This window comes from Alcaligenes sp. LTN-3 (genome assembly GCF_059735605.1).
This window is the reverse complement of sequence record NZ_JCAPDN010000001.1, coordinates 1,360,927-1,374,558: the sequence shown is the minus strand read 5'-3', so window position 1 is coordinate 1,374,558 and position 13,632 is coordinate 1,360,927. Positions and strand designations below refer to the sequence as shown.

15 protein-coding genes are annotated in these 13,632 nt (G+C 56.3%); 6 read left to right on the top strand and 9 right to left on the bottom strand.

The window, feature by feature from the left end; genetic code table 11:
* Positions 1-250: 250 nt before the first annotated feature.
* From AC6I6N_RS06490 to radC, 6 genes are all read right to left on the bottom strand, one after another.
* Positions 251-517 carry a type B 50S ribosomal protein L31 gene (locus AC6I6N_RS06490; RefSeq protein ID WP_009456467.1) on the bottom strand — a complete coding sequence of 89 codons (267 nt, stop codon included), beginning with the start codon at positions 515-517 and terminating at the stop codon, positions 251-253.
* Between the two features lie 357 nt (positions 518-874).
* A complete protein-coding gene (locus AC6I6N_RS06485; protein WP_108727733.1) occupies positions 875-2,200 on the bottom strand; it encodes an MFS transporter in 1,326 nt (441 codons plus the stop codon).
* Between the two features lie 29 nt (positions 2,201-2,229).
* A complete protein-coding gene (locus AC6I6N_RS06480) occupies positions 2,230-2,907 on the bottom strand; it encodes an aspartate/glutamate racemase family protein (RefSeq protein WP_125276561.1) in 678 nt (225 codons plus the stop codon).
* Between the two features lie 38 nt (positions 2,908-2,945).
* Positions 2,946-4,364, bottom strand: a complete 1,419-nt coding sequence (locus AC6I6N_RS06475) for an MFS transporter (RefSeq protein WP_497943325.1) — start codon at positions 4,362-4,364, stop codon at positions 2,946-2,948.
* 302 nt (positions 4,365-4,666) lie between these two features.
* Positions 4,667-5,509 carry a MurR/RpiR family transcriptional regulator gene (locus AC6I6N_RS06470; RefSeq protein ID WP_497943324.1) on the bottom strand — a complete coding sequence of 281 codons (843 nt, stop codon included), beginning with the start codon at positions 5,507-5,509 and terminating at the stop codon, positions 4,667-4,669.
* A gap of 93 nt (positions 5,510-5,602) precedes the next feature.
* Positions 5,603-6,274 carry a RadC family protein gene (gene radC / locus AC6I6N_RS06465; RefSeq protein WP_094197258.1) on the bottom strand — a complete coding sequence of 224 codons (672 nt, stop codon included), beginning with the start codon at positions 6,272-6,274 and terminating at the stop codon, positions 5,603-5,605.
* A gap of 49 nt (positions 6,275-6,323) precedes the next feature.
* Between radC and AC6I6N_RS06460 the strand changes: the two genes are divergently transcribed.
* From AC6I6N_RS06460 to AC6I6N_RS06435, 6 genes are all read left to right on the top strand, one after another.
* Positions 6,324-6,800 carry an FKBP-type peptidyl-prolyl cis-trans isomerase gene (locus AC6I6N_RS06460; RefSeq protein WP_234354319.1) on the top strand — a complete coding sequence of 159 codons (477 nt, stop codon included), beginning with the start codon at positions 6,324-6,326 and terminating at the stop codon, positions 6,798-6,800.
* Positions 6,800-7,771, top strand: a complete 972-nt coding sequence (gene ispH / locus AC6I6N_RS06455) for a 4-hydroxy-3-methylbut-2-enyl diphosphate reductase (protein WP_094197257.1) — start codon at positions 6,800-6,802, stop codon at positions 7,769-7,771. Before AC6I6N_RS06460 ends, ispH begins: the two co-directional genes overlap by 1 nt.
* 34 nt (positions 7,772-7,805) lie before the next feature.
* A complete protein-coding gene (gene maiA / locus AC6I6N_RS06450; RefSeq protein ID WP_094197256.1) occupies positions 7,806-8,453 on the top strand; it encodes a maleylacetoacetate isomerase in 648 nt (215 codons plus the stop codon).
* 86 nt (positions 8,454-8,539) lie between these two features.
* A complete protein-coding gene (locus AC6I6N_RS06445; RefSeq protein ID WP_335640780.1) occupies positions 8,540-9,445 on the top strand; it encodes an NAD(P)-dependent oxidoreductase in 906 nt (301 codons plus the stop codon).
* A 78-nt stretch (positions 9,446-9,523) separates the two neighbouring features.
* Positions 9,524-10,978 carry a YdgA family protein gene (locus AC6I6N_RS06440; RefSeq protein WP_094197254.1) on the top strand — a complete coding sequence of 485 codons (1,455 nt, stop codon included), beginning with the start codon at positions 9,524-9,526 and terminating at the stop codon, positions 10,976-10,978.
* Positions 10,979-11,216: 238 nt separating this feature from the next.
* On the top strand, positions 11,217-11,594 hold the full coding sequence (locus AC6I6N_RS06435) for an SUI1 family translation initiation factor (RefSeq protein WP_094197253.1): 378 nt from the start codon (positions 11,217-11,219) through the stop codon (positions 11,592-11,594).
* Positions 11,595-11,601: 7 nt separating this feature from the next.
* On the opposite strand, the gene AC6I6N_RS06430 is transcribed toward AC6I6N_RS06435, so the two are convergent.
* From AC6I6N_RS06430 to dsbG, 3 genes are all read right to left on the bottom strand, one after another.
* Complete coding sequence (locus AC6I6N_RS06430) at positions 11,602-12,375, bottom strand: MipA/OmpV family protein (RefSeq protein ID WP_094197252.1); 774 nt, start codon at positions 12,373-12,375, stop codon at positions 11,602-11,604.
* Positions 12,376-12,508: 133 nt separating this feature from the next.
* A complete protein-coding gene (locus tag AC6I6N_RS06425) occupies positions 12,509-12,811 on the bottom strand; it encodes a DsrE family protein (protein ID WP_094197251.1) in 303 nt (100 codons plus the stop codon).
* 21 nt (positions 12,812-12,832) lie between these two features.
* Entirely contained in the window at positions 12,833-13,606 is a 774-nt protein-coding gene (gene dsbG / locus AC6I6N_RS06420; protein WP_094197250.1) for a thiol:disulfide interchange protein DsbG, read from the bottom strand.
* Positions 13,607-13,632: the final 26 nt, after the last annotated feature.

Below are 13,632 nucleotides of genomic sequence, written 5' to 3'. Positions count from 1 at the left end.
CCTTGGCCGGGAAATGTACGCTAAAAAAGGACCCCCACGCTGCGCCTTCGGCTTGCGCTCCACCTCGCGGCTTGCATGCCGCTCGGATTCGCCAGGCACACAACAGTCCGCAATGGACTGCTGTGTGTCCGGGCTCATCCCCGAGGGGGGCTTTTTACCGGGGGCGCCGAGCCTTGGGGCGGCCTGGCGGTAAAAAAGGCAGCCGAAGCTGCCTTTTTTGCGCTGAACGCGGTATGTCGAGAAAGAGAGCTTATTCGCCTTTCTTGACGGTACCAGCCGTACGGGCAAAACGGGCGCGGAATTTTTCAACGCGGCCAGTTTCCACGATACGGGTTTGAGCGCCCGTGTAGAAGGGGTGCGACTCGGACGTCACGTCACACTTGAACAGCGGGTAAGTCTGACCGTCTTTTTCGGTGGTTTCGCGAGTCTGGACAGTGGAACGGGTGATAAAGGAGTTGCCCGTTTGCAGATCCAGAAACACCACGTCACGGTATTCTGGGTGAATGCCTTCTTTCATGATGATTCCTGTTTTGACAAATAAGGACCGCCAGCAAGGCACGTATTTACAAAAACAAAGCTGCACAGGGCAGATTTTCAATCTTTCTTGTAACTACCGGCACTAAAAAGCTAGAGGGCTGTTTTTTTAACCGAGTTTGGGTTTTACATCCCGCCCGATTGAATAATGCCTAAAGACTTTTTGCCACGTATCCGATGAAGCCTGAGATTTTAGCATCGAGCCGCCGCTTTTCAAAGAAAACTCCGTCAAAGCGCGGCACAAGTGCAACAGGGTCTCGCTCGCTGGCGGGTGGACAGGCCCCGAAAACGGCCAGTTTGCCAGCCTTTTCGCGGTCCTGATCCTTGCTTTTCAAGGCGCTCAGGTGGTTTGCCTGCGCTTGCGGAAAGACAGAATCCAGATACCGACGGCCAGTTCCAGCGCCGCAATAATCCACAAACCACTTTGGAAGTTACCGCTGGAATCTTTCAGCGCACCCAACATGAAGGGGGCGCCGAAGCCGGCCAGATTAGCTACGGAGTTGATGAAGGCCACACCGATAGCGGCTGCCGAGCCAGCCAGTACGGCATTAGGCAATTGCCAATACACCGGAATGCAGCCCATGGTGCCGGATACGGCCACAATCAGGCTGATAAAAGCCATCGTCGTATTGTTGCCCAGGAACAGACCCACACCAGCCAGACCGATCGCGCCGATGATGACGGGAATGCCCGTGTGCAGTCGGGCTTCGCGGCGACGGTCGGCACTAAAGCCCAGCGTCAACTGGAAAATAGCTCCAAAAACATAGACCAGGCCTACCAGTAAACCAACTTGTAGCGGATCGGTCGGGCCTAGCGAGCGTACCAGGGTGGGGGCAAAAAAGGCCAACGTGGAGTTCGCGGCCACGATGCCAAAGAACATCAGGGTCAGGGTCCACAGATCGGCATTGCCCAAGGCTTTCTTGAAGCTGTGCTCGCGCGGGCCTGCGGCCTTGGCGTCCAGCACTAACTCCTGTTTGATCAGGTCTTTCTCTCGCAGGCTTAACCAACTGGCTTTTTCCGGGCTGTCCACAATGAACATCACTGCCAGAATGCCTGCGAAAATCGTCGGCAGGCCTTCTAGCAGGAATAACCATTGCCAACCGGACCAATCATTGACGCCATCCAGACGCGTCATGATGAAACCGGCCAGTGGTGCGCCCACAACCGAAGCCACCGCCGAGGCGGAAATGAAGACCGCAAACGCTTTGGCGCGACGATGGGCCGGGAACCAGAAGGTCAGGAACAGCAATACACCGGGCTGGAAACCCGCCTCAAAAGCGCCCAGCAAAAAGCGCATCACATAAAAGTAGGCGGCCGTTTTGGTAAACATCATCAGCACGCAGATCAGGCCCCAGCCAAAAGCGATACGGGCCAGGGTCTTGCGCGCGCCAATACGCAGCAGCAACCAGTTGCTGGGCACTTCAAAAAAGAAGTAGCCCAAAAAGAAAATGCCGGCGCCTATGCCGTAAACGGTTTCGGAGAACCCCAGTTCGGGCTGCATTTGCAGCTTGGCAAAACCAATGTTGAGCCTGTCTATCCAGGCCAGCATCCAAAGCAAAAAGATGAAGGGCAAAATGCGCCACATCACTTTTTTGTAAATCTGATCCAGTTCCTGCTTGCTGGCGGATGGGGCCTGGGCTCCGTCCGCAAGGGTGCTGCTCGTCATGAGGGTGTCTCCTTGTGTGGTACAGCGTGTTATGGCTGATCTGGGGGCAGGCGCTCGGCCATAAGCTCGCAGGCAGCAATGATGGGGTTGATTACCGGCACAGCCAGCCTGCTTTGCAGCGCTTGGGCGCTTTGAGCCAGCGGGCCGCCGCCGATGATGACGGCGCGAGCACCGTCCTGTTCGATACATGCCACGACACTGTCGGCCAGTTCCTGATCCTGACGTTCAGGGGCCTGGGCCAGATCCAGCGGGGCGGTAGGGGTCAGGCGCAGGCCGGAGAACTGGTTGCTCCAGCCATAGCGCTGTACTTGGTCCAGAATGGATTGCTCCAGGCCGGGCGTCGTGGTGGCAATGCCAAAAGGGGTGCCTGCTCGGGTGGCCTGCAGCATGGAAGCCTGGCCTATGCCGATGACAGGCACCTTTACGTACTCAGCCAGGGCCTGCAGGCCGGGATCACCAAAAGCACCGATGATGATGCCGTCCGAGCCTTGCGCCTGGGCCAGTATCAGCGGGTGCCTGGCGATGGCGGCGGCTTGCTCCAGCTCCTCCATTTCGGTCAACATGCCCGGTCCCTCGGGGGCGGTCAGCCCCCGGACCAGGATGTCGCTGCGCTGCAGGCTCTGAAAGCAAGCCTGGGCAAGCGCAACCATCATGTCGGTGGTGGGGCGGGAAGTATTGGGGTTGATGAGCAGTACGGTATGAGACATAAATACAGGAGCCGCTGTAATGCGGCTTATCAAGTGAATCAGGTATCCAGGGGGCGGCCAAAGGTTTCGGGCGCCAACTGCAGGACGGCGGCAAAGGTGACATACATGCCCGCCATTAAGGTGAACATGCCGGCGACACCGTAGCCTTCCAGCACCCAGCCGCTAAGCGTGGGGATAAATGCGCCCGCCAAGGTGCCCAGCGCCAGAATGAAGGCGGTACCAAAGGCGCGGACGCGGGTGGGATACAGCTCGGGAGAGAAAATCCAGATCGTGGTGTTCAGCAACAGTACGCAGAACTGGAAGGCCGCACCGAACAGCAACACCAGGTAGATATTGAAGCTTAGAAAGCCAAAGGCCAGACCACTGGCACAGGCCAGTAAAGCTCCGTAGGTGAAGACGCGTTTGCGAGGCACGCGGGAGCCCAGGTAAGAGGCGGTCAAGGCACCCAGCAAGCTGCCCGACTGCATCAGGATGGTGAAGGTATAGCTTTTCACCAGGGAGTAGCCTTGCTCTACCAGCAGAGTCGGCATCAGGGTCAGAACCGTCAGTTGCGCGCCGTAGGTCATGCACACGGCAATACCGGTGACCAGCGTGCGCATGGCCAGCGGGCCTTCGAAAATCTCGCTCAAGCGTACGCGCTCTGCTTTTTGCGCTTGTGGGCCGCTGTGCAGATAAGGGTAGGGGTTGGCAACGTGTCGGCCCAGCTTGCCCGAGGCCAGAATATTCAAAACCTGATTGGCCTCGTCGATACGGCCTTGCGACACCAGAAAGCGAGGTGTTTCAGGAATATAACGACGGTAGAACAGCACCATGAAGGCGGGCATGACCAGCAGGCCAAACACCCAGCGCCAGCTCTCGGGGCCGGGAAAGAGGGTAAAGACCAGCAAGCCGAAGGCCGGAGCCAGCATATTGCCCAGACCGCCACCCGCGACGTTGATCGTACCGACGGCGGTGCCGCGAAAGCGCGAGGAGCAGAACTCGGCCAGCATAGTGACGGCAATCGAGATCTCGCCACCCAGACCAAAGCCCACAATCATGCGACCCAGGCCCAGTACCCAGTAGCTGGGGGCCAGGGCGCAGATCAGCGCGCCCAGCGTGAACAGGGCCAGATTGATGGTCAGCATGACGCGGCGACCATAGTGGTCGGCGATATAACCAGATAGCAAGCGCCCCAGGGCCGCAGCGGCAAAGGTCAAGGTGTTCAGAAACCCGACATCACGAGGCGTCAGCCCCCAGTGTTGCTGTAGAAGCGGGCCTACCAGGCCCACGGCATTTTGCTCGAGCACGTCAAACAGCACGCCCAGCAAAATCAGGGCCAGCACTTTGCGGTGTGAGTTGGTGACGCCTATGGTTTCCAGCGAGTTTTCCAGTTGCTGCTGAACCGTGTGATTGTTGGCCGTAGAACTGACCTGTGCCTGCTCGGTGTCGGCCGGCAAGGTTTGCTGCTTGCTAGACATGGTTTCTCCTCGTTTCAGGACATGCTTGGCACGTCCGCCCATAACATTATTTTTTCAGCCATTATTAATATGAAAAAATATTTTCAAAACTAGGGTTAACGAGAAAGATTTTGCAGTTTTTTTATTCTGTTCTTTAATTCATTGATAAAAAAGGGGTTTTAATAAAAAAATGATCATCGCATTTTGCATATGATCCTTATTCGATTCTTGGGATAGCCTCTGGCAGCCTGACTTGTGCTGGACTGACTTACCTTCTTGGCTGCATGAGCAGTGGATGGGTTTGTGATGCCAGTTTCAGCGGTCTACAGCTCCAGAAAACTGTCGTGGAAAGCTTCCACCATGCCCAAATGGCGACGCCCGACCGGGCCGGCCTGATCCATTATCTGACTCAGAATCAAATGGCATAAGCCGATCACCGCCACGTGGTTGTCCAGCACACCGGGCGACTGGACATCGCATCGCAACGTCCAGCGACAGGCACTTTTCTCGGCGCTGAGTTGATCGGTGATATGCAGCACATTCGGGTTCAGCTGAGCTATTTGCCTAATCAGCTGATCCATATTGCACACCCGGCGACGCAGGGCAAAGATCACCACCACATCGTCGGCGTGTATGCCGGCCAGATGCTCCCCCATGGTTTCGCCAGGGCCGGGAATCAGATGGGCTTCAGGGACGATTTGCAGCAACTGCCAGCGAAAGTAATTGGCCAGAGCATGGCTGGATCGAAACCCCAGTACCCACACTTTGCGTGCGCCCAGAATGGCCTGGGCAATCTCTAGCAGTAGTGAGTCGGGAATGCGTCGGTAGGTGGAGGCCAGATTGTTCTGGCTCTGTTGCAGGTGTGTGGCCAGCGAGCGTTCGGCTTCTGTCTCGGTCGCGGCCAGCAGCAGGGGAGAGCCCGCTTTCTTTTCGGAGCGCACTTGCTTGCGAGCCGCTTCGTAATTGCTATAACCCAGGCGCCGAATAAAGCGGGTAACCGTGGCGTTAGATACATTGGCCAGAGATGCCAGCTCAGACGCGCTGTAGCCGGCCAGATCGCCTGGGAAATCCAGGGCAAATTCCGCCAGACGTCGCTCTGATGGGGATAGATCGTGAAGAATGTCACGTACGCGTCCAACAAAGGACTTCACGGCGGGATCAGACATGGCGCTCCGTACTCTTGTAGTGTGTTCAGGATTTTACGGGGAAGCTCATGGAACTGTATCAAAAATCCGGCAGTTTCCGCCGGACCCGGTCGGCTACAGATCCCCGCGTTCGGCCATGGAGACAGTCTGGCTGGGCGTGACAATAATATGGTCCAACAAACGTATATCTACCAATGCCAGTGCCTGACGTATGTGCCGGGTCAGCCTGATGTCGGACGAGCTGGGATAGGCAGCGCCAGAAGGGTGATTGTGCGCCAGAATAATGGCGCAGCTATGGTGGCGCAGGGCCGCGCGCAAGATCTCCCGTGGGTAGACCGAGGCCTGATTGACGGTGCCCCGGCTGATTTCCTCGGCGCAGATCAGGCGCAGTTGATTGTCCAGAAACAGGGCCAGGCAGTGCTCCACGGGCAAATGTCCAATATGGGCCAGGCAATAGTCGCGTACCTTGTCCGCCTGATTCAGTACTGGCAATCCGGTCAGGGATTCCAGGGCACAGCGGCGTTGCAGTTCCCGGATAACCAACAGTTCCGCGCATTTGGCTGGCCCGATTCCGTCCAGCTGACGCAGGGCAGACGCATCGGCCGATAATAATCCTTTGAGTCCGTTAAAATGTTCCAGCAACATCTGACCGAGCTCGACAGCATTGCGCCCGCGTGTACCGGTGCGCAGGACAATACCCAGCAGTTCCGGGGTGCTCAGGCAGGCAGGGCCGTGCGCCAACATGCGCTCGCGGGGCCCTTGGCGGCGTAAAGTGGATGTGGCCATAAGAAACGTTAAAATGCGGTAATTGAATGATTTTCTATAGTGAGCGATCGTGAGTAACTCTGCTAGTTCCGAGCTTGGAATTGTCCGTCAGGATTCCTACCTGACTTTGCACTATCGTATAGAGCTGGCCAGTGGCCCGGCGGCAGGCTCTGTGTTCGCGGATACCTTTACGGGTCGTCCGGCGACCTTGCAACTGGGCAATGGTCAGTGGGCCCCCGGTATGGAAGAAAAATTGCTGGGTCACCGTGAGGACGAGCGCTTTCAGCTCGACATCACCCCCGCGGATGCCTACGGTGCCCGTAATCCGGACCTCTTGCAGCGCATCACTCGTGAAATGCTGGCCAGCAATGCCGCCGAAGGGGTGGAGTTCGTACCCGGTGACATGGTGGAGTTTGCCGCCCCGAATGGCAGCCGCTATTCGGGCGTGCTCAAGGAAATCGACGACAAGACGGCCTTGTTCGATTTCAACCATCCTTTGGCCGGTGTGGCCTTGCGTCTGGATGTTCATATTTTGGGGATTCTGTAATGAGTCAAGTTACTCCCGTTCAGAACGCTGAGGTTGTTCTGGCCCAGCCCCGTGGATTCTGTGCTGGGGTCGACCGCGCGATTGATATTGTCGAACGCGCCTTGGAATTGCACGGCGCACCAATCTATGTGCGTCATGAAATCGTCCATAACCGTTACGTGGTCGAAGACCTGCGCAACAAAGGGGCGATCTTTATTAAAGAGCTGGACGAAGCTCCCTCGGGCGCGATCGTGATTTTCTCGGCCCACGGCGTCTCGCGTCAGGTGCGTGACGATGCCGAAAAACGTGGCCTGAAAGTCTTTGACGCGACCTGCCCGCTGGTGACCAAAGTGCATATCGAGGTCTCTCGCATGCGCGCCGAAGGCCGGGAAATCATCATGATTGGTCACGTCGGTCACCCTGAAGTTGAGGGCACCTTGGGGCAGGCCGATGGCGGCATGTACCTGGTGGAAACGCCCGAGGACGTCGCCAATCTGAACGTGGCTGATCCCGACAAGCTAGCCTTTGTGACGCAAACCACCTTATCCGTGGATGATGCGGCGGTTGTGGCCCAGGCCTTGCGCGAGCGTTTCCCCAATATCGTCGAACCCAAGAAAAGCGATATCTGTTACGCCACCCAGAACCGTCAGGATGCGGTCAAGATCATGGCCCCTCAGTGCGACCTGGTTCTGGTGGTGGGCAGTACCAATAGCTCGAACTCGAATCGTTTGCGCGAAGTGGCTGAACGCAAAGGCGCTGAAGCCTATCTGCTGGATAAACCGGAAATGATTGATCCGGCCTGGCTGGTGGGTAAAAAGCGCGTGGGTGTGACGGCCGGCGCATCGGCACCGGAGGTTCTGGTCAATCAGGTGATTCAGCGCTTGCAGGAACTAGGCGTGGGTCGTGTGCGAGCCCTGGACGGGGTGGAGGAAAACATTGCCTTCCCGCTGCCCCGAGAGCTGTCGCGCAAGATTGAAAACCTGAACAAATAAAAAAACGAATTTTGCAGGGTGGACAGGAGACAAGATGATTCTATATAGCTACTTTCGCAGTTCCGCCGCTTACCGGGTGCGGATTGGTCTGAACCTCAAGGGACTGGATTACCAGATCAAGCCTGTGCATCTGCTTAAAGATGGCGGTCAGCAGCATCAGCCAGATTATGTGCAAATCAACCCTGTCCAGTTGTTGCCTGCCTTGGACGACGATGGTTTGATCATCACGCAATCCCTGGCTATTTTGGAATATTTGGACGAGCGCTATCCTGAACTGCCGTTCTTGCCTAAAACCTCAGCAGAGCGGGCCTGGGCGCGGTCCATGGCTCAAACCGTGGCCTGTGATATTCATCCATTGAATAATCTGCGTGTGCTGCAGTACTTGAAGAACGAGTTGCATGCCCAAGAAGATGCGCGCAATCAGTGGTATCGCCATTGGGTCAGCGTAGGACTGGAGGGTCTGGAGGCCTTGGTGCAACGCCATGGCAAAAAAGGTCACGCCTTCATCTTTGGTGATATGCCCGGTATGGCTGAAATTTGCCTGATTCCCCAGATGTTCAATGCGCGTCGCTTTGAGATTGACCTGACTGCTTTTCCTCGCCTGTTGGCGGTGGAAGAAAAATGTCTGGAACTATCCGCGTTTCAAGAAGCCGCTCCTGACCGTCAGCCTGATGCGGCCTGACGCCAAGCGTGAAGGCCGCCCGAAGCTGGGCTGGCCGGAATCCACCCGCCTGATAGGCGGGTTTTTCTTGCCTCATTGCCGTTGATGTGGCGGCCTGGGGGCGTAAAGGACAAAACATGAAGATTGGTTTTTGTGGATTGGGTCGTATGGGTCAACCGATGGTGCGCCGCCTGTTGGGGGCGGGTTATCAGGTCAGTATCTGGAATCGCTCCAAAGACAAGGCACTTGCACTATTGGAAGCAGGAGCAAGCTGGTGTGATACTCCAGCGCAAATGGCCCAGCAGTGTGAAGCCGTATTCCTGTGCGTGTTCGATGCCCAAGCAGTGCACGATACCGTCCTGGGTGAGCGGGGCCTGGCCACTGTGCAGGGAACGTTGCAGATTGTGGTAGACCACTCCTCGATTTCACCTCGGGCGACGCGTGAGATGGCTGCCCAATTGCAGCAGCGTTGCGGGGCTGACTGGCTGGATGCCCCTGTATCGGGTGGTGTCGGTGGGGCTGAACAAGGCACCTTGGCCATCATGGTGGGTGGACAAGCGGCACAGCTAGAGCGCGTGCGCCCCGCGCTGGCGGCGTATTCGCAGCGCGTCACCTTGATGGGGGCGGTCGGGGCTGGCCAAGTAACAAAATTATGCAATCAGACCATTGTGGCCACCACCTTGACCGCCATCGCCGAGGCCTTGAGCCTGGCCAATGATAATGGTGTGGATGCTTCTAAAATCAGTGAGGCTCTGGGGGGTGGTTGGGCCGATTCGGTGCTGCTGCAATTGTTCGTGCCGCGCATGACGCAGCGCGACAATCAAGTAAAAGCGTCGGTCGACACCATGTTGAAGGACTTGAACACGGTGGCAGAGTTGGCCAGTGCCAGTCATACCAGTATGCCCGTGGCCCATGCAGCCCAGCAAAGTTACCGTGTGGCTCATCGTTTGGGACTGGGCGAACAAGATGTCGCTCGCATTACGCACGTGAATAGTTACAATTACGGGGAATAAACCATCTTCAGTCAAACTTAGTTTCGGTATTATGTCGGCTGTTTAAAGTTGGGACTGTAGATCTACAAAAGGGAAGTCATGAAAAAAAGTACAGGGCTAGTCACACTGGTTGTCGTGTTAGCGGCTGCATACGGCGGTTCGACTTGGTATACCGGTAAGAAAACTGAAGCGCTGGTCAGTGAGAAAGTGGCCCAGTTCAATACCCTGGCTGCCGAGCAGATGCAGCAAATGGGCTTGAGCGAGTCAGTCGTCATGAATGTGCTGGATTACCAGCGTGGCGTATTTTCCTCTACCGCTCGTTACACCATCACTATCAAGCCTTCTGATGCTGAAGATGCGCCTCTGGAGCTGACTTTTGATGACAAGATCAGCCATGGTCCGCTTCCTATGTCGGCAATGGCTCTGGGTAACTTCACTCCTGTTGCCGCCTTGTCGCGCAGCACCCTGGTCAAGACCAAGGACACGGAAGGCTGGTACAAGCTGACTGGCGACAAGACCCCTTTGTGGGCAGACAGCCTGGTTGGTTTTGACGGTGCCGTGGACACCAACGTGCACTTTGAAGCCATCAAGCACCAAGGCAATGAAATCAGTGTGGATTTCAGTGGTGGCCAGTTGCGCACCAAAGCCGGTGGCAAGAGCAAAGATATTGTTGTGACTGGCAGCTTCCCCAAGCTGTTCGTCGATGACATCAGCGAAGATCCATTGAAGCTGGAAGCCTCCAACTTTGTGGTGGATTTCAAGCAAGATGGCGACATCAATGTAAACGGCACCCAGGTTGGCAAGCTAAGCGTGGATAACGTGAAGATGCAAACCGCCGAGACCGATGGCATCACTTTCAAGCAAATCGCTGTCAACTCGGACGCTGTCACCAAAGACTCCATCAGCGATACCAAGGTCATCTACACGGTCAGTGATCTGGTGTTTGAGGACAAGGTCAATCTGGGTTCGATTGAGTTGTCCATGAACTTTGATCGCGTCTATGCACCTGCTATTTCTGCGCTCTCCAAGCTGATTTCCGACTCCAATTTGCAAAACGATATGGATTCGGTTGATGGCCCAACTGCTCAGAAGATAATGGAACTGGTTCTGCAAGCGCTGGAGCAAAAACCTGTGCTGCGTATTGAGCCGCTGCGTTGGTACACTGCCGCTGGCGAGTCCAAAGCCACTTTGCGCGTGGACTTCCAAAAGCCTGATGCAACGCTGCAACAGTTGAAAGAAAGCCCAGAGCTGTGGGTTGAAGCGATTCCTGCTGCTCAGTTGGATGTCTCGATCTCCAAGCCCATGCTGCGTGGTCTGGCTACCGATATGGACAAGGCCGAAGGCCTGACGCCTGAGGAAGGCAACGCTGCCATGCTGGACATGATGCTGGATGCTGCTGTGGCGCCTTACGCCAAGTCCAATATGATCAAGAATGACGAAAACGATATCTCTACCGTTATCAAGTACGATGGTCAGGATCGCGTGTTCGATATCAACGGCCAGCGCTTTACCTCCGAGCAATTGCTGGGTCTGGTCCTGATGGGCATGATGTAATTTATCTGGGCTTTGTCCAGCGTAAAGCCCACCGAAATTCGGTGGGCTTTTTTTTACCGCCGGGCCGCCCCAAGGTTGGGCGCCCCTGGTCAGAAATCCCCCTTGGGGATGAGCCGGGACATACAGCGGTCCATTGTGGACTGCTGTGTGCCAGGCGAATCCGAGCGGCACACAGGCCGCGAAGTGGAGCGCAAGCCGAAGGCTTGTTTTGATTCAGTAATTGGAAGGAAGCCAGCTCATGGCCAGTTTATCGGACCAGCTATCCAGGCTGGTATACAGCACAGAACAAGGACGCGTGTGTCCGGATTGCGGACAGCCTCAGAACCAGTGTCGTTGCGAAGAAAACAAGCGCGAACAAGCCTTGTCTCAGGTTCAGGGGCCAGTGCGCTTGAGTCTGGAAACCAAGGGACGCAAAGGAAAGGGAGTGACCGTGGTAACAGGTCTGGTGATGCCTGAAGAGCAGCTCAAGGCGTTGGTCAAAGAACTGAAGAGTGCGTGTGGGGCGGGTGGGACCTTAAAAGAGGGAACGCTGGAGATTCAGGGTGATCATCGAGCCGTTGTGCAGGCACGCCTGGAACACAACGGCTTGACGGTCAAGCGGGTTGGCAGACCCTGATAGGGAATTAGAAGCTGTAGCCCAAGCCTACGCCACCAAAGACACTGCTTTTCTTTTCGACTAACGGACTGTCCTTGGCTTCTTCCCCCAAGGTGTTCACGCCGAGCAGACCTTGCAGGGACCAGCTTTCGCTGATCTTGTGGGTGTACTGGCCGTACAAGGCATAAGAGCGCAAACCAGCGTCAGGGCGGTACGTGCGCAGTTGGCCATTGCTGCCAGCAGCTTCATGCGATTTCACGCCAAAGTAGGTGCGCATGGCTTTTTCGTTGGACCATTTCAATTCCGCACCCAGCGAGAAGCTGCTGTCCTGATCGTTCCAGAGACGGTAACTCAGATCTAGAACGGCAGTGGCGCCGTAGCCGCTTTTCAGTGCCTGGTAGTAACTGCCTTCGATCTTGGCATTGCCTAGTCGGTAAGCAGTAAATACCCCCAGATTGCCGTGACGATCAATATCGTCCGTACCGTACAGGCGGTCGGCATCACCGGATTTACGTGCGCGGGCCAGGGCGGCGTAGGTGCCGATAGTCCAGTTGTCTGTCAGATTGGTTTGCAGGCCGATGGCAGGCATGCCTGCTTTTGGGGCCAGGAAAAAGTGGCCGTTACGGTGCGACAGCAGAGGGTAGAAACGGCCACCGTAACTGTCGGCCCCTTCGTATTTTGGGGCGAAACCCACGCCGACACCCACCGTGGTTTGCTGCGCCAGTGCCTGACTGGTTCCTAAAGCACATAAAGCAGCCAGTAGCAGGAAGGGGCGCAGAGCAGAACGGGCGAGGGTGGACATAGCAGATTTCCTTGTGATACGGGGTAAAAACAGGCCCGCTTGTCGCGGGCCTAGCTATCGTATCAAGGTTTGAACAGGCTTAGGCAAAATAATGACCGGCCTGTATGGTCTGTTGTGCTAGGCCTACATCTGCTCAGGCCCGAATGTAAATCCAGTTGTCTGCCTGCAGTTTCACCAGCGCGGTGATAGCCCCGTGCTCCAGCGTCTGGAAGCGTTCTGGTGCATTGAGATCCTGATTGCGCAGTGTGTTGGGACACAGGTAAGTGTAGGTGTCGCAATCGTGTTCAGCGCCTTCTACACAGGCTTTAACGGCCTGGGCATTGGCGATGATACGAATCTGGGCATCCGGGATGTCCTTGAGCAAGTTGCGCGCATTGCTGCGGGCACGCTCCAGGGCATCGACAGTAGGAGCATGCAAAAGAACACGAGTACTCATGAATAAACGTCCTGCTTGATATTAGCGTGGGCCAAAAACGCGTTCGGCAATGTCGGGCGAAGCGCCGGTCTGCATTTGAATGCGACCCTGCTCATCTTGCCAGACCATGGCGGGGGTGGCACGCAAGTCCCAGCCCATCATCAGATCTTCATTGCGGGTCAGGTCGGCCTCGATGTCGCTGGGTATGCTGTCCAGCCCTTTCACACCGGCGCTGCGGTCTTTCAGCATGGCCAGGGAGTGCTCGTTCAAGGCCTTGGTTGGGTCTTTGGCGGCCAGGATGGCGGCCGATTTTAGACTGCTGCTGGGAGCCAGAATGCCCACCATGATGTGACGCAGTTGCACCTTGCCGGACTCAACCCAGGGGCGGGCCATTTGCCAGAACTGCATGCAGTAAGGGCAGTTGGGATCGGTAAAGACGTAGACCACGCGTGAGGCCTTATCGTCGCCATCTTTGATCCAGCGGGACTTTTCCAGCTTGCCCAGCATGTCTTTGGCGATAGCCGGTTGCACCAGCTCGTCCAGGCCTGCAGGACGTACCTCTTCGCCTTTGGCATCGATCATGGTGCCGACCATCATATGCTGCCCATCGGGCAAGTTGTAGATAGCCAGCGCCTGATTTCCGCTATAGGCACCCCAGGCTTTCAGGCCGCCGGGGGCATCAAACTCACCCACAATGGACAGCCCTTGTTCTTCCAGGGCTTTCAGTGCAGCGGGACGGTCGGCGGCTTGCGCGGCCGTGCTTGCACACAGCAAACCGGCCAGGGCAAGACGAATCGAAAAAGAAGAAAGCGACATGGTAGTTATTCCTGCAAAACAGTCGG

Coding starts and splice junctions, on each gene's coding strand:
- AC6I6N_RS06480 (WP_125276561.1), bottom strand. CDS start 2,907: ATGTCTCATACCGTACTGCTCATCAACCCCAATACTTCCCGCCCCACC.
- AC6I6N_RS06475 (WP_497943325.1), bottom strand. CDS start 4,364: ATGTCTAGCAAGCAGCAAACCTTGCCGGCCGACACCGAGCAGGCACAG.
- maiA (WP_094197256.1), top strand. CDS start 7,806: ATGATTCTATATAGCTACTTTCGCAGTTCCGCCGCTTACCGGGTGCGG.
- radC (WP_094197258.1), bottom strand. CDS start 6,274: ATGGCCACATCCACTTTACGCCGCCAAGGGCCCCGCGAGCGCATGTTG.
- dsbG (WP_094197250.1), bottom strand. CDS start 13,606: ATGTCGCTTTCTTCTTTTTCGATTCGTCTTGCCCTGGCCGGTTTGCTG.
- ispH (WP_094197257.1), top strand. CDS start 6,800: ATGAGTCAAGTTACTCCCGTTCAGAACGCTGAGGTTGTTCTGGCCCAG.
- AC6I6N_RS06485 (WP_108727733.1), bottom strand. CDS start 2,200: ATGACGAGCAGCACCCTTGCGGACGGAGCCCAGGCCCCATCCGCCAGC.
- AC6I6N_RS06440 (WP_094197254.1), top strand. CDS start 9,524: ATGAAAAAAAGTACAGGGCTAGTCACACTGGTTGTCGTGTTAGCGGCT.
- AC6I6N_RS06490 (WP_009456467.1), bottom strand. CDS start 517: ATGAAAGAAGGCATTCACCCAGAATACCGTGACGTGGTGTTTCTGGAT.
- AC6I6N_RS06470 (WP_497943324.1), bottom strand. CDS start 5,509: ATGTCTGATCCCGCCGTGAAGTCCTTTGTTGGACGCGTACGTGACATT.
- AC6I6N_RS06425 (WP_094197251.1), bottom strand. CDS start 12,811: ATGAGTACTCGTGTTCTTTTGCATGCTCCTACTGTCGATGCCCTGGAG.
- AC6I6N_RS06435 (WP_094197253.1), top strand. CDS start 11,217: ATGGCCAGTTTATCGGACCAGCTATCCAGGCTGGTATACAGCACAGAA.
- AC6I6N_RS06430 (WP_094197252.1), bottom strand. CDS start 12,375: ATGTCCACCCTCGCCCGTTCTGCTCTGCGCCCCTTCCTGCTACTGGCT.